The sequence below is a fragment of the Pseudoxanthomonas daejeonensis genome (assembly GCF_010093205.1).
GTDB lineage: Bacteria > Pseudomonadota > Gammaproteobacteria > Xanthomonadales > Xanthomonadaceae > Pseudoxanthomonas > Pseudoxanthomonas daejeonensis.
The window spans coordinates 340,870-363,611 of the sequence record NZ_PDWN01000001.1; the positions used below are offsets into that span (position 1 = coordinate 340,870).

Annotated in this window: 22 protein-coding genes; 8 read left to right on the forward strand and 14 right to left on the reverse strand. The window is 67.3% G+C overall.

What is annotated here, in order from left to right:
* Positions 1-130: 130 nt before the first annotated feature.
* The 3 genes from CSC65_RS01480 to CSC65_RS01490 all read right to left on the reverse strand — a co-directional run bounded on the left by CSC65_RS01480 (position 131) and on the right by CSC65_RS01490 (position 2,596).
* Positions 131-781, reverse strand: a complete 651-nt coding sequence (locus CSC65_RS01480; RefSeq protein WP_338015083.1) for a hypothetical protein — start codon at positions 779-781, stop codon at positions 131-133.
* On the reverse strand, positions 778-1,284 hold the full coding sequence (locus CSC65_RS01485) for a hypothetical protein (protein WP_162408185.1): 507 nt from the start codon (positions 1,282-1,284) through the stop codon (positions 778-780). The genes CSC65_RS01480 and CSC65_RS01485 overlap by 4 nt, the downstream gene beginning before the upstream one ends.
* A 229-nt stretch (positions 1,285-1,513) precedes the next feature.
* Positions 1,514-2,596, reverse strand: coding sequence for a PA0069 family radical SAM protein (locus tag CSC65_RS01490; RefSeq protein ID WP_162408186.1), 1,083 nt, complete (start codon positions 2,594-2,596; stop codon positions 1,514-1,516).
* Positions 2,597-2,691: 95 nt separating this feature from the next.
* Between CSC65_RS01490 and cls the strand changes: the two genes are divergently transcribed.
* From cls to CSC65_RS01505, 3 genes are all read left to right on the forward strand, one after another.
* Positions 2,692-4,134, forward strand: coding sequence for a cardiolipin synthase (gene cls, locus CSC65_RS01495; protein ID WP_162408187.1), 1,443 nt, complete (start codon positions 2,692-2,694; stop codon positions 4,132-4,134).
* Positions 4,135-4,250: 116 nt separating this feature from the next.
* Positions 4,251-4,526 carry a hypothetical protein gene (locus CSC65_RS01500; RefSeq protein ID WP_162408188.1) on the forward strand — a complete coding sequence of 92 codons (276 nt, stop codon included), beginning with the start codon at positions 4,251-4,253 and terminating at the stop codon, positions 4,524-4,526.
* Positions 4,527-4,537: 11 nt separating this feature from the next.
* Positions 4,538-5,317, forward strand: coding sequence for a pyridoxine 5'-phosphate synthase (locus tag CSC65_RS01505; RefSeq protein WP_162408189.1), 780 nt, complete (start codon positions 4,538-4,540; stop codon positions 5,315-5,317).
* Between the two features lie 127 nt (positions 5,318-5,444).
* On the opposite strand, the gene CSC65_RS01510 is transcribed toward CSC65_RS01505, so the two are convergent.
* The 11 genes from CSC65_RS01510 to dnaA all read right to left on the reverse strand — a co-directional run bounded on the left by CSC65_RS01510 (position 5,445) and on the right by dnaA (position 17,498).
* Positions 5,445-5,861, reverse strand: coding sequence for an ExbD/TolR family protein (locus tag CSC65_RS01510; protein WP_162408190.1), 417 nt, complete (start codon positions 5,859-5,861; stop codon positions 5,445-5,447).
* Positions 5,862-5,864: 3 nt separating this feature from the next.
* The gene (locus CSC65_RS01515; RefSeq protein ID WP_162408191.1) at positions 5,865-6,290 is read right to left on the reverse strand and encodes an ExbD/TolR family protein; all 426 of its coding nucleotides are present in this window, start codon (positions 6,288-6,290) and stop codon (positions 5,865-5,867) included.
* 44 nt (positions 6,291-6,334) lie between these two features.
* Positions 6,335-7,093 carry a TonB-system energizer ExbB gene (gene exbB / locus CSC65_RS01520; RefSeq protein WP_162408192.1) on the reverse strand — a complete coding sequence of 253 codons (759 nt, stop codon included), beginning with the start codon at positions 7,091-7,093 and terminating at the stop codon, positions 6,335-6,337.
* Between the two features lie 93 nt (positions 7,094-7,186).
* Entirely contained in the window at positions 7,187-7,858 is a 672-nt protein-coding gene (locus CSC65_RS01525) for an energy transducer TonB (protein ID WP_162408193.1), read from the reverse strand.
* A 145-nt stretch (positions 7,859-8,003) separates the two neighbouring features.
* Positions 8,004-9,179, reverse strand: a complete 1,176-nt coding sequence (locus CSC65_RS01530; protein WP_162408194.1) for a heme biosynthesis protein HemY — start codon at positions 9,177-9,179, stop codon at positions 8,004-8,006.
* A 111-nt stretch (positions 9,180-9,290) separates the two neighbouring features.
* Entirely contained in the window at positions 9,291-10,103 is an 813-nt protein-coding gene (locus CSC65_RS01535) for a M48 family metallopeptidase (protein WP_238390227.1), read from the reverse strand.
* 71 nt (positions 10,104-10,174) lie between these two features.
* On the reverse strand, positions 10,175-11,023 hold the full coding sequence (locus tag CSC65_RS01540; RefSeq protein WP_162408195.1) for a CPBP family intramembrane glutamic endopeptidase: 849 nt from the start codon (positions 11,021-11,023) through the stop codon (positions 10,175-10,177).
* On the reverse strand, positions 11,016-13,460 hold the full coding sequence (gene gyrB / locus CSC65_RS01545; protein ID WP_162408196.1) for a DNA topoisomerase (ATP-hydrolyzing) subunit B: 2,445 nt from the start codon (positions 13,458-13,460) through the stop codon (positions 11,016-11,018). Before gyrB ends, CSC65_RS01540 begins: the two co-directional genes overlap by 8 nt.
* A 116-nt stretch (positions 13,461-13,576) precedes the next feature.
* Positions 13,577-14,671, reverse strand: coding sequence for a DNA replication/repair protein RecF (gene recF / locus CSC65_RS01550; RefSeq protein ID WP_162408197.1), 1,095 nt, complete (start codon positions 14,669-14,671; stop codon positions 13,577-13,579).
* 82 nt (positions 14,672-14,753) lie between these two features.
* Positions 14,754-15,854, reverse strand: coding sequence for a DNA polymerase III subunit beta (gene dnaN / locus CSC65_RS01555; RefSeq protein ID WP_162408198.1), 1,101 nt, complete (start codon positions 15,852-15,854; stop codon positions 14,754-14,756).
* Between the two features lie 306 nt (positions 15,855-16,160).
* Entirely contained in the window at positions 16,161-17,498 is a 1,338-nt protein-coding gene (gene dnaA, locus CSC65_RS01560; RefSeq protein WP_162408251.1) for a chromosomal replication initiator protein DnaA, read from the reverse strand.
* A gap of 242 nt (positions 17,499-17,740) precedes the next feature.
* Here dnaA and rpmH point away from each other — a divergent pair, with 242 nt between their 5' ends.
* The 5 genes from rpmH to CSC65_RS01585 all read left to right on the forward strand — a co-directional run bounded on the left by rpmH (position 17,741) and on the right by CSC65_RS01585 (position 22,711).
* Positions 17,741-17,881 (forward strand): 50S ribosomal protein L34, encoded by a 141-nt coding sequence (gene rpmH, locus CSC65_RS01565; protein WP_024892171.1) that lies wholly within the window; start codon positions 17,741-17,743, stop codon positions 17,879-17,881.
* A 56-nt stretch (positions 17,882-17,937) separates the two neighbouring features.
* A complete protein-coding gene (gene rnpA / locus CSC65_RS01570) occupies positions 17,938-18,378 on the forward strand; it encodes a ribonuclease P protein component (protein WP_162408199.1) in 441 nt (146 codons plus the stop codon).
* 22 nt (positions 18,379-18,400) lie between these two features.
* A complete protein-coding gene (yidC, locus tag CSC65_RS01575; RefSeq protein WP_162408200.1) occupies positions 18,401-20,101 on the forward strand; it encodes a membrane protein insertase YidC in 1,701 nt (566 codons plus the stop codon).
* Positions 20,102-20,174: 73 nt separating this feature from the next.
* Positions 20,175-21,536, forward strand: a complete 1,362-nt coding sequence (mnmE, locus tag CSC65_RS01580; protein WP_162408201.1) for a tRNA uridine-5-carboxymethylaminomethyl(34) synthesis GTPase MnmE — start codon at positions 20,175-20,177, stop codon at positions 21,534-21,536.
* A gap of 185 nt (positions 21,537-21,721) precedes the next feature.
* Entirely contained in the window at positions 21,722-22,711 is a 990-nt protein-coding gene (locus tag CSC65_RS01585) for an energy transducer TonB (RefSeq protein WP_425501286.1), read from the forward strand.
* The last annotated feature ends 31 nt before the right edge of the window (positions 22,712-22,742 follow it).

The following is a 22,742-nucleotide window of genomic DNA, read 5'->3' on the forward strand; positions in this document are numbered from 1 at the left end:
TTGTTGTCGATGGTGGTTTCGGCATTGGCCGATGTCGCGGCGGCGATCGCCACGGCAAGCACGGTCCACTTGATGTTCCTTTTCATGGTGTCCTCTCTCTCTTGCTTTTCAGGTTGGTAGGATTACCGCCTCACGGACCGGGCGAAATCGACAGCAACAGCTGGTTGCCGGTTTCATTGGCCGAGCCCGCGATCTGGTTGAGCTGCAGCACGCCCTCGAACCCGCGCAGCGCGGTGGCTTCCACTGCCACGTTGCGGCTGGCGGTCCTCCCCGCCGGGTTGCGGGTGCGTTGCCGCTCCGCCGACGCGAACGCGCTGGTGGACAGGGAACTGCCCGGCGCTTCGCGTGTGCTCTGTTGCGCCTGCACCAGCGACACCGCGTTCTGTTCCGCGTTGCCGCTGCCGCTGGCCTGGTTGATCGATGCGATGCCGCTGGCGCCGGAAAGCGCCGAGCCGCCGATGCGCGCACTGGCGTGCAGCGGCGTGTCGTAGACGTCCTGGCTGCGCTTCTGGCTGGCACTCAGCTGCACACTCGCCGCGTCACCGATGGCCAGCGCGTGCAGGTTCGCTTGCTGGTTCAGGTCGCCAGCCGCCATGTTCACGGCCATGACTCCGCTGGCGCCGGCCAGCACCCGGTCTTCGATCCGGGTCTGGGCCAGGTAGCCAAGCATGTCCGTGTAATCGTCGGCCCGCGCCTGGCCCGCCAGCAAAGCAACGACGCAGGCGAGGATCCCGCACGAGGGCGAGGCACTGCGCGCAAGACGCACGGCCCTGGTGGTCACGGGCCGGTACCTGGGTTGCCCTGGCTGCCACCCATCGGCAACTGGGAAAGCGCCCCGGTGATGGTCGGCGCAATGCCCCGGGTCGCGCCCGTGACCGCGCCCGTGGCGCCGCCCACGCTGCGACCGAAGCTGCCGCCGGAGAACACACTGCTTTCGCCGGTCAGCCGGCCCATCGAACCCTGCAGCGCGCGGTCGGTCATCTGCGCCGGCATGGTGGCGCCACCACCACGGGCATCCACCTGCCCGCTCGACATGGTTGCGAAATCCTCGTCCGTCATCTCGCCAGTGCCGAGGCTCTGGTGGATTTCCCGGGTCGGGGTGGGGTCGACGATCAGGGCGATCCCGGGGGGAGCCTGGCGATACGCGGGTCGTGCGCTGACGTCGCGCAGCAGTACGATCTCCCCGCGATCAGCATGGACACCGGTATGCGCATCGGCCGCCACTGCAGCCACCGGTGCGAACAGCACGACCAGGACGGACAGAGTGGCGAGATGTCGTGGCATGTGGGGATCCCCGCGTGTAGGCGGAATCAGGAACGCACGCCCTATGCCAAGTTATTTTTCATAAAAATATCAATCGCTTGCGTGATTTCATGTGCAAGCATCACCGCGCCGCTGTTACACGGCTGTAGCACCCTTCCGCCGCGCCCCGACCGCTGGAGCATGCAGCAGCGGCGTTTCCGAGGGTGTTTCATCGCTGAAACAGCATCGTGGCGGGTGTACATCCGCGCCCTCAGAACAACTCGCCCTGGGGTGACGACCGGCGTGGCGCGAGGAAGCGGCTGCAGTCCAGGACTTCGGGCCGCCCGGGGTCATAGCCATTCCGGCGCAGGGCCAGGGCGAAACGCTGCGCCAGCAGGTCCGCGTATTCACCGCGGCCGCGCATGCGGGTTCCGAAGTTGGATTCATAGTCGCGACCACCCCGCATCTGGCGCAGGGCCGCCATCACCCGGTCGGCACGGTCTGGCACATGTGCCTGCAGCCAGTCGCGGAACAGGGGCGCCACCTCATGGGGCAGTCGCAGCAGTACATAGCCGGCGCTGTCGGCACCGGCTTCGCGCGCGGCGGCCAGGACAGCTTCCATCTCATGGTCATTCACCCAGGGGATCGCTGGTGCGAACAGCACGCCCACCGGAATCCCGCACTCATGCAAACGCTGCATCGCCCGCAGCCGCGCGTGCGGCGCGGCGGCGCGTGGTTCCAGCCGCGCACTCAGGTGCGGGTCGAGGGTTGTAACGGAAAAGTGCACCCGCACCAGGTTCATTTCGGCCAGAGGTTGCAGCAGGTCCAGGTCACGCTCGACCAGCGCGTTCTTCGTGATCAGGCTGAACGGGTGGCGGCATTCGAGCATCACCTCGATCAGCCGTCGTGTGATTTGCAGGCGTCGTTCGGCCGGCTGGTAGGCATCGGTATTGATTCCGAGCGCGATCGGGCTGGGCCGGTAACCGGGCCGGGCGAACTCGCGGCGGAGCAGCTCCGCTGCATTGGTCTTGGCGAAAATTTTCGTTTCGAAGTCCAGGCCAGGCGAGAGGTTGAGGTACGCATGGGAAGGCCGGGCGAAACAGTAGCTGCATCCGTGCTCGCATCCCCGATAGGGATTGACCGATTGCGAGAAGCCCACGTCCGGGGAATCGTTCCGGCTGATGATGCTGCGCGCGGTTTCCTCGAAGACCTCGGTTCGTGGTCGCAGCGGATCGGGCCCGGACTCGGGCTCGTCCGGTGCGGTCCAGCCGTCGTCCACCCGCTCGCTGACCGAGCGTTCAAAGCGGCCTGGCAGGTGCAGCCGCGATCCGCGGCCCTTGATGGTGTCAGCCATCATTCGAGCCTACGCCAGTCATGTCTCAGCGGTAGCGATTGCAGCGCCTGGTCGACTGCGCGCGCCTGTCCGCGTCGCTCGCCTAGAATCAGCCCATGACACTTCCGCACGCTGCCTGGACCTGGCTCATCGAATTACCGCGACTGGGCCTGTACCTGGTGCTGGCCTGGCTGCTCTACATGGTGGGATTGAGTGTCTGGATCGTGCTGCAGAAGCGCGAACCGGTCGCCACGCTGAGCTGGGTGATGTCACTGGCGCTGCTGCCGTACATCGGCTTCCTGATCTACTTCCTGCTGGGGCCGCAGAAGATCACGCGCCAGCGCCTGCGGCGCGGGCGCTCGCGCTCGGGGCTGGACCAGTTCGCCGGGACGCCTACGGGCGATGATCCATGCCTGGAGCTGGCGCGACTGGGGCAAGCCACGACCGGACTACCGCCCTCATCGGCGATCACTGCCGACTGGCTGGTCGACGGTCATGCGACTTACGAGGCGCTGCTGCAGGCGATCGCCGCGGCCAGGCACCACGTGCACCTGGAGTACTACATCTGGAACCCCGACCGCACCGGCCTGCGCCTGCGCGACGCCCTGGTAGCGCGCGCCCGGGCAGGCGTGAGCGTGCGCCTGTTGCTCGATGCCGTCGGCTCGGGGCGGATGCGCCGGCGCCATCTGCAGCCGCTGCTCGACGCCGGCGCCGAGGTCGGCTGGTTCCATCCGACCCGGTTCCGTCCGTTCACCCGGCCATGGGTCAACCTGCGCAGCCATCGCAAGATCGTCGTGGTCGATGGTCGACTGGGCTTCATCGGCGGAATCAATGTCACCGACGAGGAGGACGAGGCGCTGTCTCCTGCGGCCTACCGTGACCTGCACCTGCGGGTGGAAGGCGCGGTGGTGCGCAGCCTGCAACTGGTGTTCGTCGAGGACTGGGTCTACGCGGCCGGTTGCGAGGCGCGCGCCTTCGGCGCCTCCGAGTACTGGCCCGAGCAGGCCGCCGGCCCGGTCGGGGCACAGGTGCTCGTTTCCGGTCCCGATTCGTCGTGGGAGGCCATCCACCGGCTGCACGTCGCCGCGATCCACGAGGCACGGCAGCGGGTGTGGCTGGTCACGCCGTACTTCGTCCCGGGCGAGGCAGCGCGCATGGCGCTGACCTCGGCGGCGCTGGCCGGCCTGGATACGCGCCTGCTGGTACCCCGTCGAAGCGATTCGCGGCTGGTCACCCTGGCGGCGCGCTCGTACTTCGACGAGCTGCTTAAGGCCGGTGTGCAGGTCTACGAGTACGGCCCGCGGATGCTGCATACCAAGGCGCTGCTCACCGACGAGGACCTGTGCATCGTCGGTAGCGCTAACTTCGACCATCGCAGCTTTCGCCTGAATTTCGAGGTCTCGATGCTGTTGCGTGATCGCGACGGTTGCGGGGAGTTGGCCCGGTTGATCGAGAGCGAGTTCGGCCAGGCCCAGCGGGTACGGCTGGATCGCCCCTTGGGCCTGTGGCGGCACCGGCTGCCGGAAGCATTCGCGCGGCTGCTCTCGCCGCTGCTGTAGCGGCGACGGGCGGAGGGCGACGGCGGACACGCGGTGGCCGCGGCACCCGTCCAGACGGCATCATGGCGGCGGCTGGTGGCATTCCGTCGCGGGCCAGCACTTTCGGGAGAGGTGCGATGCATTGGCTCTATCTGCTGCTGGCTTTCGGCGCCCTGCTGCTGGCGATCACCACCGTGCACGACTGGTTGCTGGGGCTGTTCCTGCTGGCGGCCGTCGGCCTGTTCGTGGCCTGGATACGGGGCTGGTACCTGGACCGGCTTGGAGGGCGGCAACAGGACGAAATGGCGATGATCGATCCGGTCGAGCTGCGCCGCCTGCGCGAGCTGGCCGAGGCGCGCAAGCGCGAGGCCGCCAGCCCGCAGCCGCAGGACCCGGCACCCCCCGCGGCATGAGCGAGGCCTCCATGGGCACCAGGTTCCCGGGCACACGGCTCAGCGTCAACGTCAACAAGGTCGCCGTGCTGCGCAACTCGCGCGGTGGCCATGAACCGGACGTACTGGCTGCCGCGCGCGCCTGCCTGGATGCGGGCGCGCACGGCATCACCGTGCACCCGCGACCGGATCGCCGGCACATCGTGGCCGAAGACCTCGCGCCACTGGCGTTGCTGACCGCGCAGTTCGGCGTGGAGCTCAACATCGAAGGCAATCCGTTCGCGCCACCGCGGCCCGGTTATCCAGGCCTGCTTGCCCTCTGCGAGCAGACCCGGCCGGCACAAGTGACCCTGGTGCCCGATGGGGACGGCCAGCTCACCTCGGACCATGGTTTCAGCTTCGAAGGGAACGACGCGCGACTGGCCGAGCAGATCCATGCCTTCGCTGCACTCGGCTGCCGGGTCAGCCTGTTCGTCGATGCCGGCGTCGCCGGACTGGAACGGGCCGCCGCGCTGGGCGCGCATCGCATCGAGCTCTATACCGGGCCTTATGCGGAGGCGTTCGCGCAGGGCAATCCTGTGGGGGCGCTGCGTCTATGCGCCGAGACTGCCCGTCGCGCCCAAGCGCTGGGGCTCGGCGTAAATGCAGGGCACGACCTCTCGCAGGCCAATCTCGCCACGTTCCTGGCCGAAGTACCGGACGTGCTGGAGGTGTCGATCGGTCACGCGCTGGTCGGCGAGGCTCTGTACCAGGGGCTGGGCGCCACGGTGGACGCCTATCTGGCCATTCTCGGAAGCCAGTCCCACGCCTGAGCGCGATGCCGGGGGCTGGCATACCGGCACACAGGACACACAAACGAAAACGCCGCCTCGTGGGCGGCGTTTTCGATGGCTGCGTCTGCCTGACCGCCGCTGCAGGAGGCGGGGGCGGACGTCGCCGTTACTGCTGCTGCACGAAGTTGATCTTCATCATCTGCGCGTTCTTGGCCGCTGCCAGGACCTTGGCCATGGTCTCGTACTCCGAGTCCGAGCTGGCATCGATGCGCAGCTCCGGCTGGTTGGTCGGATCACGCTGCACTTCGGTTTCCATCATCTGCTGGAGCGTGGCCACCGCGACGGGGCCGTTGTTCCAGAAGACCTGGTTGGTCGAATCGATGCGCAGGTCGATCGGCGGCGGCGGCTCGCGAAGCTGCGGCGGCGGGTTGATCACCCGCTGCGGCAGGGCCACGTCGATCGGATACGTCATGATCGGCGCGGTCACGATGAAGATGATCAGCAACACCAGCATCACGTCCACCAGGGGCGTGACGTTGATGTCGGCCATCGGGCCCTTGCCGGAACCGGAACTGAAAGCCATGGCTTACTGACCCTTTACTTTGGTTGCGACGAAGCCGATGTCGAGCATGCCCTGCGACTGCGCGATCTTGGTGATGTCGTTGATCGTGCGCATCTTGGTGGTCTTGTCGCCACGCAGGTTCAGCGGAGGCTGAGGGGTCTGCTGGGCGACGCTCGACAACCGCGACTCGAGCACTTCGCGGGTGATCGCTTCATCGTTCCAGAACAGCGAACCGTCTTCCTTGACCGACACCGTGATCGGCATGACGCGCTTTTCGGCGTCATCCGGCTTCTGGGCCAGGTTCGCTTCTGGAAGTTCGATCTTCACCTTATGCGACATCAGCGGCGCGGTGATGATGAAGATGATGAGCAGCACCAACATCACGTCCACGAGGGGCGTGACGTTGATGTCGGCCATGGGGCCGCCGCTGCTGTCGGAACTGAAGGCCATGCGGGCTCTCCGTAACTTGCCTGGATCGTTCTTCGGGAAACCGCTTAGCGCACGCGCGAGCCGGTGGCGAAGAAGTCGTGCAGATCGTGGGCGAACGAATCGAACTTGGCGATCGTGGCGCTGTTGATCTTGCTGAAGAAGTTGTAGGCGAACACCGCCGGGATGGCGACGAACAGACCGATGGCGGTCATGATCAGCGCTTCACCCACCGGGCCGGCGACGGCGTCGATCGAGGCCGAGCCGGTCGCACCGATCTTGATCAGCGCGCCGTAGATGCCCCACACGGTGCCCAGCAGGCCCACGAACGGCGCGGTCGCGCCGACGGTTGCGAGCAGGATCATGCCCGACTGCAGCCTGGAGCTTTCGCGGGTCACGGCCTGACGCAGGGCGCGATCGACGAACTCCGAACGGGTCAGCGACTCGCCCAGGCCGGCACCGGCACCTTCGGCACGCTGGTGGTGGGCGGCAGCCTGCGCGGCATCCAGCGCGATCTTGGAGAACGGCTCGCTACGCGGCTGCTCTTCCATCACGCGGATGGCTTCCTGGGCATTCGGAGCATCCCAGAACGCATTGACGACGCGGTCGGCATACGACTTCAGGCGGGTGTTCTTGATGGCGTTGAAGATCGTCCAGTACCACGACGCAGCCGACATCAGGACCAGGGTGATCAGCACGATCCAGGAGACGGCGAACTCGCCCGGATTGGCGACCATCTCGGACAGAAGGTGGTCGAAGCCCATCTGCGTGAGGGCGGTGGCGCTGTTGCCCCCGGCGGCGGCGGCGATGAAGAGTTCCTGCAGCATGACGCTTACCTTTGGTTTGATTGGGGATAGAGAAGAGAGCGGAAACGCTAGGCCCGGTTTTCATCACGGGAACCCCGTGACGGGGTGCGGACGTCAACCCAGAGTGAAGTTCACCGGGACCCGAACGCGACCGGCCGCTTTCTGGCCGCCAACGTTAGCGGGATTGAAACGCCACTTGCGTGCAGCTTCCATCGCAGCGCGATCGAGGTCGCGGTTACGGCTGGATTTTTCGACCGACACGTTGGTCACGTTGCCGTTCGCGTCCACGTCGATGACCAGAATCACCTCACCCTCGATGCCCGAGCGTGCGGCAGCCGGTGGATAGCGCGGCGGATTCATGTTCTTGGACGAGATGTCGACGCTGGCGCTGATGTCGGCGACCGGGGCCGGCGGCGACGGCGGCGACGGCTCCTGGTAGACGTCGGTCGGACGCGGCTCGGCCACGTCGATCGGCGGAGCCTCCGGCGGCGGCGGCACCGGCGAGGGCTTCGGCGGCGACAGCTCCTTGATCGGCGGCGGCGGCTTGTCCTGCGGCGGCGGCGGCGGCGGCGGCGGTGGTGGCGGTGGCGGTGCGTCGACCAGGGTCACCAGGATGTTGCGCTCCTTCTCCATCTCCGCCTTCGGCGCGACGGCGGGAATCAGCAACAGCATGAGCGCGGCCAGATGCAGCGCGATGACGAACGCAATGCCGATGATGCGCGGCCAGCTGAGCCCGCTGTCCTCGGTTTCTTCGTAATTCCTGTGTACAACCAGTTGTTCAGCCATGCGCCTAGTAACTCAGGTGTGGGGCCGGGCCGCGGGTGGAAGATATCCACCAGGACCCAGGTTCTCGCGGGTGACACCGCATGAACCGCCAAGCATATACCAATCCCGCGCCCCTGTGCCTAGGGCGCGGCGCTTTTCCGAAATGTTACTTCAAGTTGATGATTTGCTTGGCCTTAGCCTGGTTTTTCACGCCCTTGGACAGCGCCTGCTGTGCGGCCTGCTTGGCTTCGGCGAGGCGTCCCTCTTCCTGCGAAAGCACGATCGCCAGGTTGAGGTAGGTTTCCCCGTCCTTGGACAGCGGCGCGGCCTTCTTCCAGCTGTCGATCGCCTGCGGGATCTGGTCGCTGTAATAGTAGGACTGGGCCAGGGCCAGGTAGGTCTGGTGGTCGGGCTTGAGCGCACCCTTCTGCAGGCCTTCGTTGATCACGGAGATCACGTCCTTCTCGTGGCCATCCATGTTCGCGTAGGTCACGTAGAGCTGGCGGTACTCGCGCTCGTCGGTCAGCTGGCCGGAGGCGCGCAGCTTCTCGAGCACGGCAGCCGCCTTGTCCATCTGGTCGGCCTGGGCGTACACCGATGCCAGGTTCATCTGCGCCTTCTTGTCGGTCGCGTTCTTCGCGGCCAACTTCTCGGCCAGCGTGACCGCCTCACCCGTCAGGTTGGCTTCGGCATAGGACGCCATCAGCAGCTGCACCCAGCTGTCCTTCGGCTCAGGGGTGGATTCGACCGCCTGCTTCAACGGCGCGATCGCTTCCTGGTAGCGCTCGGTCTGGTACAGCGCCTGGCCCTTGAGCACCAGGTCATCGGGCTTGGTCGACTTGGTTTCCGCCAAGTACTTGTCCAGCGTGGCCAGCCCGGGCTGGTATTCGTCGTCGGCCAGCTGCAACTGGGCGAGCATCAGCATCGACTGGTAATGGCCGTTGTTGTCCAGGCCATCGAACTGCAGCACCTGCTGCAGGTAGGCCTTCGCGGCCGCAAGGTCATCGAGGTTGTACGCGGCCTGCGCGGCCAGCTGCGCGGACACAGCCTTGTCGTAGTTGTTCGCGCCTTCCTGGACCAGGAGCTCGTCGGCCAGTACGCGGGTCTGGGCGAAGTCTTCCTTGTTGTAAACGTCGATCAGCTTCTGCAGCTTCTTGCCGGCCTTGCTGGAGGGCTTGGTCGAGGGCTCCTGGCGCGTGGCGTTCGGGTACAGGACTTCAGCCTTGTCGGCCTTCTTCGAACGCGCGGAGGTCGGCGCCGCGGACACATCGGCTACCACCATGCCACCGAGCGCGGCGGCGATGAGGATCGACAGGACGGCTTGCTTGCTGCGGAACTTCATTGGATCACCTCGTACGGGCCACCGCCGGCGGGCGGAGCGGGAACCGGGTCGGCAACGCTACCAGAACCGGGTTTTTTTCGGAATGCCACAAAACGTGCATTGCGCATGCAGTCAGGGACCGCACCGGGGCGTATGGCCAGCCTGTCGCGCCGCCAGATAAACCGGCTGCAACGATGGGGCCCTCGCTTCCAGGGAACGGATCCTGTTCTGCGGATCGGGATGGGTCGAAAGCCATTCGGGCGAGCGGCCGGCAGAAGCGGCGATCATGTTTTCCCAGAGATCGGCGGCCTGCGCAGGATCGAATCCCGCCTGGGCCATCAAACGCTGTCCGATCTCGTCCGCTTCGCCCTCCTGGGTCCGGGAGAACGGAAGCAGCACCCCCACCTGTGCGGCCATGCCGCCACCCTGGGTGACCAGGTCCGAACCGGTCTGGCCGTAACGGGTTCCGGCGAGCGCGCCGAGCACCGCCAGTCCCGTCGACGTCGCGCTTTGCCGGGAAACACGCTCGTTGGTGTGACGGGCGTAGACATGGCCGATCTCGTGGCCGATCACTGCAGCCAGCTGGTCCTGGTTCTTGGCCACCTTGAACATGCCGGTGTTGACTCCGACCTTGCCACCGGGCAAGGCGAAGGCGTTCGGAGAGTCGTCGACGAACACGGCAGTTTCCCACGGCAGGCTGCGCCACTCCGGCGGCAATTGCTGGACGAGGGCGTTGACTACGCACTGCACGTACGCGTTCTGCTGGCCCCCGGTCTGGGTCTTCTGCTTGGACTTCATCTCGTTGAACGCCTGCGCGCCCATCTGGTTGAGCTCGCCGTCCGAGTACGCCATGTACTGCGTGCGCCCGGTGGGCGACGTCGTGGTTGCGCAGGCCGCCAATGCGGCCGCCATCGCAAATACCAGCCCTGTCCGCTTCCAGCCCATAAACCGTTCCGCCCTGTTCATCTGTTGGCAGTGTCCTCGCTGCGGTCTTAACTTTTCGTCAAGCGCGGGGCTCATGCCAAGCCGTGGACGATCAGGGCCAAGCCATTGTTCAGGGCGTGGGCCAGGATGGGTGCCCACAAAGTGCCGGTGCGCCAGTACAGCCAGGCGAACGCCGCGCCCATGCCCCCATAGACCAGCCACAGCTGCAGCACCGCCAGCGGCGGATTGGCACTCAGGCCCGGGACTTCATGCACCAGGGCGAAGGCCAGGCTGGCCAGGAGGATGCCCAGCCACGGACGGCCTGCGGCGAGGAAGCGCCCGAACAGCACGCGCCGGAAGAGCAGTTCCTCGTAGGCGGGCGCCAACACCACCGCGAACAGGACCAGGACGACCGGCCAGTGCCTGGCGGCTTCCTCGACCAGCGCCATATTGGTGGGCACCGGCTCGCTACCGGCCAGCTGCATGAGGTAGCCGAGCAGCGTGCTGCCGGCAAACACGGCAACCCCTACCAGTACCGTCCAACTCCAGGTCGACCGGCGCCGCAGCGCGGCCATGGATTGCCGCCGCTCGACCGCCGTAGCCCGGCGGCGCACCAGGTACAGCACCAGTGCCGCCGCCGACATGCCCACCGCGGCCATCAGGATCTGCGCCAGCGCACCCGGTTCCCCGATCGCGCCGGCGATCGCCGCGGCCTCGGGGGCCTGGCCGCCGTTCTCCTGCACCACGACGACGACCCGCCACACGCCCCATGCGATGCCACTGGCCAGGCTCGCGACGAGCAGGACGATGATCGCGATGGCGATATCGAGCAGGAAAGCGCGCACCAGCGGACCGGTGCGCGATGCCAGCGGCGGAAACCCAGCCGCTGCGATGTCCGACGATGAAACGGCGGCGGGCGGGCCGCCCGCCGGATCAGACATCCAGGTTGGCGACCTTCAACGCGTTGTTCTCGATGAACTCGCGACGCGGCTCGACCACGTCGCCCATCAAGGTGCTGAAGATCTGGTCGGCCGCCACCGCATCCTCGATGCGCACGCGCAGCAGGCGGCGGGTATCCGGATTGACCGTGGTGTCCCACAGCTGCTCGGGATTCATCTCGCCCAGGCCCTTGAAGCGCTGGATCTGACGGCCCTTCTTCGCCTCATCCAGCAGCCAGGCCTGGGCCTGCGCGAAGCTGGTCACCGGCTGCGACTTGCCGCCACGCATGACCTGGGCGCCATCGCGGATCAGGCCATGCAGCGCGGCAGCGGCGTCGCGCAACGGGCGCAGCTCGCCGCTTTCGAAGATCGACAACGGCAACACCTGCTGCACTTCCTCGCCCATGTGCCGGCGGGTGACTTCCAGCGCGGCCGGGCGCGATTCGCTCGCCGCGAGCATCTTCAGCACGAAACGCGGGCTGCCCAGCTTGCCGCGGTTGAGGCGCGCTTCGAGCGCTTCGAGCTCGTGCCGCTCGTCGGTGTTGCGGGCCAGGTGTTCGGCGTCAAGCGGAGTGAAATCGATCAGCGCCTCGAGCACCCGCGGATCGAAGCGGTGGCTGTTGCGTGCGATCGCCTCGCGTGCGCCGGCGTACACCAGCAGCAGCTTCTCCAGGCCTTCGCCGCTGACCGGCGGCTCGCCATCGGCCGGCACCAGCGCGGCGTTGTCCACCGCGCTGCTGGCCAGGTAGGAATCCAGCGCCGGGTCGTCCTTGAGGTAGAGCTCGGTCTTGCCCTGCTTGATCTTGTACAGCGGCGGCAGGCCGATGTAGACATGGCCCCGCTCGAGCAGTTCCGGCATCTGCCGGTAGAAGAACGTCAGCAGCAGCGTGCGGATGTGGGAGCCGTCCACGTCCGCGTCGGTCATGATGATGATGCGGTGGTAGCGCAGCTTGTCCGGGTTGTACTCGTCCCTCCCGATGCCGGTACCCAGCGCGGTGATCAGGGTGCCGACCTGGTCGGACGCGAGCATGCGATCGAATCGCGCGCGTTCCACGTTGAGGATCTTGCCGCGCAGCGGAAGCACCGCCTGGTTCTTGCGGTTCCGGCCCTGCTTGGCCGAGCCACCCGCCGAGTCGCCCTCGACGATGAACAGTTCGCTCAGCGCCGGATCCTTCTCCTGGCAGTCCGCCAGCTTGCCCGGCAGGCCGGCGATATCGAGCGCGCCCTTGCGCCGGGTCAGCTCGCGCGCCTTGCGCGCGGCCTCGCGGGCCCGGGCGGCGTCCACCACCTTGGCGGCGATGGCACGGGCCTCGTTCGGGTTTTCCTGAAGGAACTCCTCCAAACGTGCACCGAACGCGCCCTCAACAGCAGGCTTCACCTCCGAACTGACCAGCTTCTCCTTGGTCTGGCTGGAGAAGCTTGGATCGGGCACCTTCACCGAGAGGACCGCGATCATGCCTTCGCGCATGTCATCGCCGGAGAGATTGATCTTGGCCTGCTTGGCGATCCCGTTCTGCTCGATGTAATTGCTGAGCGTGCGGGTCAGCGCGGCGCGGAAACCGGCCAGATGGGTGCCGCCGTCCTTCTGCGGGATGTTGTTGGTGAAGCAGAACATCGTTTCCTGGTAGGCGTCGGTCCATTGCAGGGCGACGTCGACGACGATTCCGTTGTGCTCGCCCGTCACCGAGATCACGTTCGGGTGCAGCGGGGTCTTCAGCTGGGCCAGGTGCTCGACGAAGCTGCGGATGCCGCCTTCGTACTCGAATACGTCCTGGCGGCCTTCGCCGCGCTCGTCGATCAGGGTGATCCGGACGCCCGAGTTGAGGAACGACAGCTCGCGCAGGCGGCGGGCCAGGATGTCGTAGTGGAACTCGGTGTCGGTGAAGATTGCCGCTGCCGGCTTGAAGCGCAGCATGGTGCCGCGCTTCTCGGAGGGTTCCAGCTGCTTGAGCGCGTAAAGCGGCTCACCCAGCGCGTATTCCTGCTGCCAGTGGTGTCCGTCGCGCCAGATGTCGAGCCAAAGATGCTCGGACAGCGCGTTGACCACGGAGACGCCCACGCCGTGCAGGCCGCCGGAAACCTTGTAGCTGTTGTCGTCGAACTTGCCGCCGGCGTGCAGCACGGTAAGGATCACCTCGGCCGCCGAAACACCCTCTTCCTTGTGCGTGTCGACCGGGATACCGCGACCATTGTCGGAGACGGCAACCGAACCGTCCTCGAGGATCCGCACGAAGATGTCATTGGCATGGCCGGCGAGGGCTTCGTCGACCGAGTTGTCGACGACCTCGAACACCATGTGGTGCAAGCCGGTACCGTCGTGCACGTCGCCGATGTACATGCCCGGGCGCTTGCGGACCGCTTCCAGGCCACGCAGGACGGTGATCTTGCTCGAGTCGTAGGAATCGTTGCCGGGGGTGGAACTCGGGGTCTGCTCGCTCATGCCTTCGCCACGTCGGGGCCGGGCCGCAGCCATTTCAGCTGCGGACACCTTAGCTATAGGGTTGACGCCCGATTATACCCCAGCAGGAGACCGCGCCCCGCCCCCTCACTTCGGGATCAGCCTGTGATTCGACCCTGTTCCACGTGGAACACCCGAGCCTCGACGCGGTCACTACCGAGGACGCTCGGCAGCTCGGTCGCGCTCACGAACAGTTGCAGGCCCGCTTGACCCTGCAGAAACCGGAACACGCGCTGCTGGTGCTCCCTGTCCAGTTCGGAGGGGAGATCATCCAGCGCGATGACCGGCCAGTGCCCCCGGCGCTCGCGGTAGTCGCTGGCCTGGGCCAGTAGCGCTGCCAATGCCGCCAGTTTGGTCTGGCCGCGCGACAACGCTTCCCTGCCGGGCAAGCTGGCGAAGCGCAGGCTCCAGTCGGCGCGGTGGGGCCCCACGCCGGTATAGCCGGCCAAGCGGTCCCGCTCACGCCCCAACAGCAGCGCATCCGGCAGCGACAGCTCCTGTCGTCGCCAGCCGGGCTGGAAATCCAGGCCAGCCAGAGGCAATCCCGGGGTGAGGGAGGCACCTACCTCCATTACCCGCGGCGCGAGCTCGGCGAGGTAGCGTTCCCTGTAGGTCGTCAGCGCCTCTCCAGCCTCCCCCAGCTCATGGTCCCAGGCATCCAGCTGGCTCGACGCACCATGGGCCTTGAGGAGCGCGTTGCGCTGCTTCAGGGCGCGCGCATAGCGACGCCAGAGCGGCAGGAAGTCCTGTTCCACGTGGAACAGGCCCCAATCCATGAACCGTCGCCGGTTCTCCGCTCCTCCGGCAATCAGCGCATGACTGCCGGGCTCGAAAGTCACCACCGCCAGCGCTGCGCACAACTGGCCCAGGTGGCCAACTTCCCGACCGTCCAACCGGCCCGACCAGTCCTGGCCGCCGTGGCGAAGGCCTGCTCGCCGCAACACCGTGCCAGCGCCAACAGCCCCCTCTTCCCACTCGACGAATACTTCCAGAGCGGCCGCGTGCTCCCGGATCAGGCCATCACGTACCCGACCCCGGAAACTGCGGCCGTAGGCCATGAGGTGCAGCGCTTCAAGCACGCTGGTCTTGCCAGCGCCATTGGCGCCAGTCAGCAGGTTCAACCCGGCCGAGGGCAGCAGCTCGGCTTCGTCGAAACGCCGCACGTCCCGCAATGTCAGCCGTGTCACCCGCACGGATGGGCCCCCAAAGCACAACACCCGGCCGAAGCCGGGCGTTGCGAAGGTTCCACGTGGAACACCGGGGTCGCCGTTTGCGTCACAGCCGCAGCGGCATGACCACGTGACGGCACTTGGCGCTGCTGGCTTCACGAACCAGTGCCGACGAGTTGGCGTCCCGCAACGCGATCACGACATGTTCGTCGCGCAGGGCACCCAGCGCGTCGAGCAGGTAGTTGACGTTGAACCCGATCGCCAGGTTGTCGACCTTGGTGTCAGCCTCGATCTCTTCCTGCGCCTCTTCCTGCTCGGGATTATGGGCGCTGATCTTCAGCTGGCCGGGGGAGATCTCCACCCGCACGCCACGGTACTTCTCGTTCGAGAGGATCGCGGCGCGTTGCAGGGCCGCACGCAGGACCTCGCGATCCACCTTGGCCTCCTTCTCCGCACCGATCGGGATCACCGCCTCGTAGTCGGGGAAACGGCCATCGATCAGTTTGGAGGTGAACGTCACATCGTCGCGCTTGACCCGGACGTGGCTACGCCCCAGCTCCAGCTCCAAGGCCCGGTCGACGCCTTCGAGCAGGCGTTGCAGTTCGGTCACGCCCTTGCGCGGCACGATGATCTGGCGCTTGGTGGCCACCGTCTGCTCGAGCGGTGCTTCGCACAACGCCAGGCGATGGCCGTCGGTAGCCACGCAACGCAGGGTCTGGTCGCGCAGGTCGAACAGCAGGCCGTTGAGGTAATAGCGGACATCCTGCTGGGCCATGGCGAACGCCGTGCGCTCGATCAGTTCCTTGAGGCCCGCTTCGGGAACGCTGATCCGCTCGGTGGCTTCGACTTCGTCCACCGAGGGGAAATCGTTGGCGGGCAGGGTCGCCAGGGTGAACCGGCTGCGGCCGGCCTGGACACTGACCTTGTCCCCGTTCTGGCTGACCGTTACCCGGCTGCCGTCGGGCAAGGCACGCACGATCTCGAACAGCTTGCGCGCGGGGATGGTGGTTTCACCGTCCTGCGCATCCTCGACTGCCGCACGGGCGACCATTTCCACTTCCAGGTCGGTACCGGTCAGCGAGAGCTGTCCGTTCTGCACCTGCACCAGGAAGTTGGCCAGAACCGGCAATGTCTGCCGCCGTTCAACCACGTTGACGACCTGGGCCAAGGGCTTGAGAAAGGCCTCTCGTTGCAGAGTGAAACGCATGGGAGTCCGTGCCTCTACGCTTTAAAGGAATGTGGAATAAATCTAAATGTGGTGGTGCTGGAGTAGCCCTAAATCTGTGGAAAACTACTTTAAACTATTGAAATGTATCTAATTTCTGTGAGCGCAAAGCCTGCGTAAAAGACCTAGTCGGGGATCAGGACAAGCTGTGGATGGATTTGACCACTCGGATCTGTCCCCGGCTTATCCCCAGATCATCCCCGGGTTCTACCCAGAGAATTTACCGCACCTGCCCGGTCGACCGCTGCGTTCGTTGATCGCGCCGCCCCCGGGGTCCGGCGAGCGGACCTACTCGCTCAGCTTGCGGATCAACTTGTCCCAGTCCTCGCGCAGCTTGCCGTCGGTTTCCATCAGGTTGCGGATCTGGCGGCACGCATGCAGCACGGTGGTGTGGTCGCGGCCGGCGAAGGCGTCGCCGATCTCCGGAAGGCTGTGCTCGGTCAGTTCCTTGGTCAGGGCCATGGCCATCTGTCGCGGTCGCGCGAGCGAGCGGGTACGACGCTTGGACAGCAGGTCTTTCATCTGCAATCCGTAATAGTCGGCGACGGTCTTCTGGATGTTGGGAATGCCGATCGCCTGTTGCTGGGCGCGCAGCAGGTCGCGCAGCGTCTCCTGGGCGAACTCCACGCTGATCGCGCGTCCCGTGAAGTTGGCGCGCGCGGCCAGGGTGTTGAGCGCACCCTCCAGGTCGCGCACGTTGCTGCGCATCTTCTTGGCCAGCAGGAACGCCACCTCGTCCGGGATCTGCGCGCCGCGCTCGTTCGCTTTGGCCAGCACGATCGCCGCACGGGTCTCGAAATCCGGCGGGTCGATCGCCACCGACAGGCCCCAGGCCAGGCGCGACTTCAGTCGCGGCTCCAGCCCGTCCACTTCGCGCGGATAGCGGTCGCAGGTCATGATGATCTGCTGGCGGCTGTCGAACAGCGAATTGAAGGTGTGGAAGAACTCTTCCTGCGTGCGGTCCTTGCCGGCGAAGAACTGGATGTCGTCGATCAGCAGCGCGTCGATCTGCTGGAACTGGCGCTTGAACTGGTCGGCGGTCTTTTCCTGCAGGGCGCGGAAGAACGCACTGTAGAACTGCTCCGAGCGCAGGTAGAGCACGCGCGCACCGGGATTGGCCGCGCGCATGGCGTTGCCGGCGGCGAACATCAGGTGGGTCTTGCCCAGCCCGGTGCCCCCGTACAGCAGCAGCGGGTTGTGCGCGCGGTCGCCCGGACGCTGCGCGGCCTGCCACGCGGCGGCGCGGCCCAACTGGTTGCTGCGTCCCTCGACGAAGTTCTCGAAGGTGTAATGCGAATCGAGGTTGCCGTTGAACGGCTCGGACGAGGTGGCCGGGCGGTGGCCCAGCCCCGGGAGCGCGGCCGCCGCCGAAGGGCGGGCCGGTTCGGCCGCACGCGGACGCGAGCCGATCTCCAGCGCCACGTTGAGGCCGGCGAAATGCTGGGCCAGTTCGCGGATCCGCGGCAGGTACCGGTCGCGGACCTGTTCGATGATGAAGGCGTTGGGCGCGTAGAGCACGACGCCGTCGACGCGCTCCTCGGCCTGCAGGGGTTTGAGCCAGGTATGGACGTCCTCGGCCGGCAGTTCGGCTTCGAGGCGTTCCAGACAACGGGGCCAGGCATCCATCAGAAAGGCAAAGCTCATGGGGCGATCGCCGCGTCGGGTGAGCGACGCCGGACGACCGCGGGGGTCGGAAATCGGACTGGGCAGCCTACCATCGGGGCTGTGCTTTCCCAAGACTTATTCACAGGGCATCCACAGACATCACGGCCGGTTGCCGGGCCGGGCGGACATGGCGGCTTGACCCGGACTCGGCCTGCCCCGTAGAATTTCCGGTTCTTTCGAACTGAACACAGCCGAGTGCCGCCATGGCTACCAAGCGCACCTACCAGCCCAGCAACCTCAAGCGCAAGCGCGATCACGGGTTTCGTGCCCGCATGAAGACCGCCGACGGCCGCAAGATCCTGGCGCGTCGCCGCGCCAAGGGCCGCAAGCGCCTGAGCGCCTGATTGCGATCCGGCCCCTGCCAGGCGCAGGAACCGGCCGCCGCGATCCGCAACATCCGATGACTTCCGACCCGCGCGCGCGATTCCCTCGCAGCGCGCGGGTTCGTTTGCGCGCCGAATATACCGTCGTGTTCGAGCAAGGTCGCCGTATCGGAGACCCGCTGCTTGGCCTGCACTGGGTTCCGGGTTCGCAGCCGCCGCGCCTGGGCCTGGCGGTATCGCGCAAGGTCGATCCGCATGCGGTCGGCCGCAACCGGATCAAGCGCGTGCTGCGCGACGCCACCCGCCGCGTGCGCGCCCAACTGGCCGGCGGCGATTACGTGGTGGTCGCGCGCCCCGCCGCGGGCCGCGCCGCGAACGCGCAACTCCTGGACGCCTACCTGAAGCTGCTGCGCCGCGCCGGCGCATTGCCCGCTCCGGTCGCCGGCGGCACAATGCCGGCGGCCACACCGTCCGATCCGACCCATCCCCCTATTCCCACTTCCACGCCGGACTCCTGACCCGGCCGAGCCTGCCTGCCCGATGAACCAGACCCGTGTATTCCTGATCCTTGCCTGGCTGATGGTGGCGATGCTGCTGTGGATGGAATGGGGCAAGGAAAAGGCCGCTCCGCCGGCCACCGCCGTTCCGGTCGCGGCCCTCACGGCCGACGGGGCCGCTTCCGTGCCCGCGGCCGTCCCGGCTCCGCAGGCCGGTGGCGCGGCAGTGCCCACCGCCACCGCGTCGCAGCCTGCCGCCCCCGTGTCGACCGCCGTGGGCGGCGGTGACCGCGTCAATGTGCGCAGCGATGTGCTCGACCTGGTCCTCGACGGCGGCAGCGTGCTGCAGGCCGACCTGCCCAAGTTCCCGCAGGCCCGCCAATCCGGCAGCGCGCCTGTTCGCCTGTTCGACACCGATCCGGCGCATTTCTATGCAGCGCAGGCCGGCTGGGTCAGCGCCACCGGCGCCGCGCCGAGCCACCAGTCCGGCTTCGTGCCGGAAGGGCCGCAGCGTGATTTCGTCCTGGCCGATGGCCAGAACCAGGTGGTGGTGCCTTTCGTCTGGCACGGCCCGGACGGGGTCAGCATCCGTCGCAGCTACACGCTCACCCGCGGCTCCTATGCGGTCGAGGTGCGCGACGAGGTCATCAACCAGGGCACCACGCCCTGGCAGGGCCAGGTCTACCGCCAGCTGATCCGCAAGCCGCCGACGATCAAGCGCGGCTACACCCAGCCGGAATCCTTCAGCTTCACCGGCGCGGCCTGGTACGACGGCGACTACCAGCGCCGCAAGTTCGACGAGGATTTCCTCGAGGACGGCCGTGTCAACGCACAGGCGGCCCGTGGCTGGATCGCGATGCTGCAGCACCACTTCTTCAGCGCATGGATTCCCGAGGGCCAGCAGCCGTCGACCATCTCGCTGGACGCGCCCCCGAGCGGCGCGCTGGTCCGAGAGCTGGGCGAAGCGGTGCAGGTCGCACCCGGAGCGACCGCCACCACCCAGGCGCGCCTGTATGTCGGCCCGAAGCTGGTGTCGGAGATCCGCGCCCAGCAGGTCCCGGGCCTGGAGCGCGCGGTCGATTACAGCCAGTTCTCGATCCTGGCGTTGCTGGGGGAAGGCCTGTTCTGGGTGCTGAGCCACCTGTACGGCCTGTTCGGCAACTGGGGCTGGGCGATCATCGGCCTGGTGGTGCTGGTCAAGGCCGTGCTCTATCCGCTGTCGGCGGCGCAGTACAAGAGCTTCGCGAAGATGCGCAAGTTCCAGCCGCGCATCCAGCAGCTGAAGGAGCGCTACGGCGACGACAAGCAGAAGTTCCAGACCGCGATGATGGAGCTGTACAAGAAGGAAAAGATCAACCCGATGGGCGGCTGCCTGCCGATCCTGGTGCAGATGCCGGTGTTCCTGGCGCTGTACTGGGTGCTGGTGGAGTCGGTGGAGTTGCGCCACGCGCCGTGGATCCTCTGGATCCAGGACCTGACCGCGCGCGATCCGTACTTCATCCTGCCGGTCATCAACGTCGCGGTGATGTGGTTCACGCAGAAGCTGCAACCGGCGCCGGGCATGGATCCGATGCAGCAGAAGATGATGCAGTTCATGCCGGTCGCGTTCGGCGTGATGATGGCCTTCTTCCCGGCCGGCCTGGTCCTGTACTGGGTCACCAACGGTTCGCTGGGCCTGCTGCAGCAGTGGTGGATGATGAAGCGCCACGGCGAGCCGGCAACGAAGGCCACGCCGGCCAAGTGATCCGGCCGGCCCCAGCCGCACCAGCAAAAACCCGCCCGACCGGCGGGTTTTTGCTGTGCCAGACTCTGCGGCGATGAACACCCGCCCGCCCGCCGGCAACGACACCATCGCCGCGATCGCCACCGCGCCAGGGGCCGGTGGCGTCGGCATCGTGCGCCTCTCCGGGCCGCGTGCATTGGCCATCGCCGAGGCGATCGCCGCGCGCGGCCTGCTGCCGCGTCGCGCCGCGCGAGCCGTCTTTTCCGACGCCGATGGCCAGCCCATCGATGACGGCATCGCCCTGGCCTTCCCGGGTCCGCACAGCTTCACCGGCGAGGACGTGGCCGAACTGCAGGCGCACGGCAGCCCCGTGCTGCTGCGCCGGCTGGTCGAGCGCTGCTGCGAACTGGGCGCGCGCCCGGCACGGCCGGGCGAGTTCAGCGAACGCGCCTTCCTCAACGGCAAGGTCGACCTGGTCCAGGCCGAGGCCATCGCCGACCTGATCGCCGCGGCCGACCTGCGCGCGGCGCGCGCGGCGCGCAGGTCGCTGGAAGGCGTGTTTTCGCAAAGGATCGATGCGATCGCCGCGACCCTGCTGCGGTTGCGGGTCCACGTGGAAGCGGCGATCGATTTCGTCGACGAGCCGATCGAGACGCTCGGCATCGTGCAGGTGCGCGGTGACCTGGGCCGGCTGTGCGACGAGTTGCGACGTTTGATCGTCGAAGCCGAGCGCGGGCGCCGCCTGCGCGACGGCCTGCACGCGGTGCTGCTGGGGCCGCCCAATGCCGGCAAGAGCTCGCTGCTCAATGCACTGGCCGGCGATGCGCGCGCCATCGTGGCAGACATCGCCGGCACCACCCGCGACGTGTTGCGCGAGACCGTCCGCATCGACGGGCTGGAGCTGGAGCTTTCGGACACTGCCGGCCTGCGCGACGGCGGCGATGCGATCGAACGCGAAGGCATGCGCCGCGCGCATGCCGAGTTGCAGCGCGCCGACGTCGCCCTGCTGGTCCTGGACGCGACCGATCCGGACACAGGGCGGCCCGCGCTGGAAGAAGCCTCTGCCGGCGTGCCGGCGCGGCTGTGGATCCTGAACAAGGCCGACCTGCTCGATTCCCGGCACGCGACCGTGCCGCCCGGTGCCGATGAGGTGCACGTCTCGGCGCTGACCGGCGCGGGGCTGGATCACCTGCACGCCGCCCTGCGGCGGCTGGCTGCCGGTGGCGCGCCGGATGCCGCGGAAGGCGAATTCAGCGCACGCGGGCGCCAGGTCGAGGGCCTGCGCGAGACCCTCGGCCACGCTCTTGCCGCGGCCGCCGAGCTGTCGGCCGAGCGGATGGAACTGGCGGCCGAGGAACTGCGCCTGGCCCACCAGGCCCTGGGCCGGATCACCGGGCAGACCAGCGCCGACGAGCTGCTGGGCCATATCTTCTCGAGCTTCTGCATCGGCAAATAGACTCGGGCGGCATGACCGGCATCACGTTTTCACCCGGATCCGCTGCGTGGCCGCGATGCCCCGGACCCGGCGCGGCTTGTGGCCGGGCCCCTCGCGGTTGACAATCCCGGGCGGATTGCGCGATCTAGGGGACGCGATCCGGCTGTACCACATGCTTTTCCACGGGGGAGTACCGAATGCTGTCCATGACGATTTCGCCGAAATCGCGGCTGTGCGCGTGCCTGATGCTGGCTGCCGTCCTCGGCGCCTGCTCCAAGCAGGAAGAAGCCGCGCCGGCCGCGCCCACGCCGGCCGCGGCCAACCAGCCCGCCGCGACTCCGGCGGCCACCCCGCCCGCCCCTGCGGTCGCCGCGACCGTGCAGGCGATGGGCGCCGACCAGCTGCGTGATGCCGCCAGCCAGGCGCTGCGCGAGAACCGGATGTACGCACCGGCGGGCGACAACGCCATGGAGTACTACCTGGCCTTGCGCGACAAGCTGCCCGATGACGCGGCCGTTTCCAGCGCGCTGACCGACCTGATGCCGTACACGCTCATCGCCGCCGAACAGGCCGTGGCGCGCGAACAGTTCGAAGAAGCCCAGCGTCTCGTCGCCCTGATCGAGAAGGCCGACAAGACCGCGCCGGCGCTGCCGCGCATCCGCCAGAGCATCACCACCTCGCAGCAGGCCGTGGCCCAGCGCAGCGAGGCCGAGGCCAACCGCGCCAAGGCCGACGCCGAGGCCCGCGTGCAGGCCCAGGCGCAGCAGCAGGTCCAGCAGCAGGCCGCCGAAGCCGACGCCGCCCGTCGCCTGGCCGAACAGCAGGAAGCCGCCCGCCAGGCGGCCGCGCGCGAAGCCGAACAGCAGCGCGAAGCCGCGGCCCGACAGGCCGCCGCGCAGCAGCAGGCCGCTCCGGCGGCGCAGGCCGCCGCACCGGCGCAGCGCAGCCTGCGTCCGATCAGCATGCCGTCGCCGCGCTACCCGCCCGACGCGCTGCGCGCCGGGACCTCGGGCGAGGTGCTGGTCGAGTTCACGGTCGGCACCGACGGTGCGGTCACCGATGCCCGCGTGCTGCGTGCCAATCCGGCGCGCACCTTCGATCGCGAAGCGCTCAACGCGGTCCGTCGCTGGCGCTTCGAGCCGGTCGACGCGCCGGTGACCACGCGTCGCACGGTGGCGTTCAACCCCGGCGGTTGATCGCGTCCTTCATGACAGGAAAAAGGCCCGG

What these genes read in the sequence shown, in the direction of transcription:
- CSC65_RS01485 (WP_162408185.1), bottom strand. Translation starts at nt 1,284, where the DNA reads ATGCCACGACATCTCGCCACTCTGTCCGTCCTGGTCGTGCTGTTCGCA.
- CSC65_RS01490 (WP_162408186.1), bottom strand. Translation starts at nt 2,596, where the DNA reads ATGGCTGACACCATCAAGGGCCGCGGATCGCGGCTGCACCTGCCAGGC.
- cls (WP_162408187.1), top strand. Translation starts at nt 2,692, where the DNA reads ATGACACTTCCGCACGCTGCCTGGACCTGGCTCATCGAATTACCGCGA.
- CSC65_RS01500 (WP_162408188.1), top strand. Translation starts at nt 4,251, where the DNA reads ATGCATTGGCTCTATCTGCTGCTGGCTTTCGGCGCCCTGCTGCTGGCG.
- CSC65_RS01505 (WP_162408189.1), top strand. Translation starts at nt 4,538, where the DNA reads ATGGGCACCAGGTTCCCGGGCACACGGCTCAGCGTCAACGTCAACAAG.
- CSC65_RS01510 (WP_162408190.1), bottom strand. Translation starts at nt 5,861, where the DNA reads ATGGCTTTCAGTTCCGGTTCCGGCAAGGGCCCGATGGCCGACATCAAC.
- CSC65_RS01515 (WP_162408191.1), bottom strand. Translation starts at nt 6,290, where the DNA reads ATGGCCTTCAGTTCCGACAGCAGCGGCGGCCCCATGGCCGACATCAAC.
- exbB (WP_162408192.1), bottom strand. Translation starts at nt 7,093, where the DNA reads ATGCTGCAGGAACTCTTCATCGCCGCCGCCGCCGGGGGCAACAGCGCC.
- CSC65_RS01525 (WP_162408193.1), bottom strand. Translation starts at nt 7,858, where the DNA reads ATGGCTGAACAACTGGTTGTACACAGGAATTACGAAGAAACCGAGGAC.
- CSC65_RS01530 (WP_162408194.1), bottom strand. Translation starts at nt 9,179, where the DNA reads ATGAAGTTCCGCAGCAAGCAAGCCGTCCTGTCGATCCTCATCGCCGCC.
- CSC65_RS01535 (WP_238390227.1), bottom strand. Translation starts at nt 10,103, where the DNA reads ATGGGCTGGAAGCGGACAGGGCTGGTATTTGCGATGGCGGCCGCATTG.
- CSC65_RS01540 (WP_162408195.1), bottom strand. Translation starts at nt 11,023, where the DNA reads ATGTCTGATCCGGCGGGCGGCCCGCCCGCCGCCGTTTCATCGTCGGAC.
- gyrB (WP_162408196.1), bottom strand. Translation starts at nt 13,460, where the DNA reads ATGAGCGAGCAGACCCCGAGTTCCACCCCCGGCAACGATTCCTACGAC.
- dnaN (WP_162408198.1), bottom strand. Translation starts at nt 15,854, where the DNA reads ATGCGTTTCACTCTGCAACGAGAGGCCTTTCTCAAGCCCTTGGCCCAG.
- dnaA (WP_162408251.1), bottom strand. Translation starts at nt 17,498, where the DNA reads ATGGATGCCTGGCCCCGTTGTCTGGAACGCCTCGAAGCCGAACTGCCG.
- rpmH (WP_024892171.1), top strand. Translation starts at nt 17,741, where the DNA reads ATGGCTACCAAGCGCACCTACCAGCCCAGCAACCTCAAGCGCAAGCGC.
- rnpA (WP_162408199.1), top strand. Translation starts at nt 17,938, where the DNA reads ATGACTTCCGACCCGCGCGCGCGATTCCCTCGCAGCGCGCGGGTTCGT.
- yidC (WP_162408200.1), top strand. Translation starts at nt 18,401, where the DNA reads ATGAACCAGACCCGTGTATTCCTGATCCTTGCCTGGCTGATGGTGGCG.
- mnmE (WP_162408201.1), top strand. Translation starts at nt 20,175, where the DNA reads ATGAACACCCGCCCGCCCGCCGGCAACGACACCATCGCCGCGATCGCC.
- CSC65_RS01585 (WP_425501286.1), top strand. Translation starts at nt 21,722, where the DNA reads ATGACGATTTCGCCGAAATCGCGGCTGTGCGCGTGCCTGATGCTGGCT.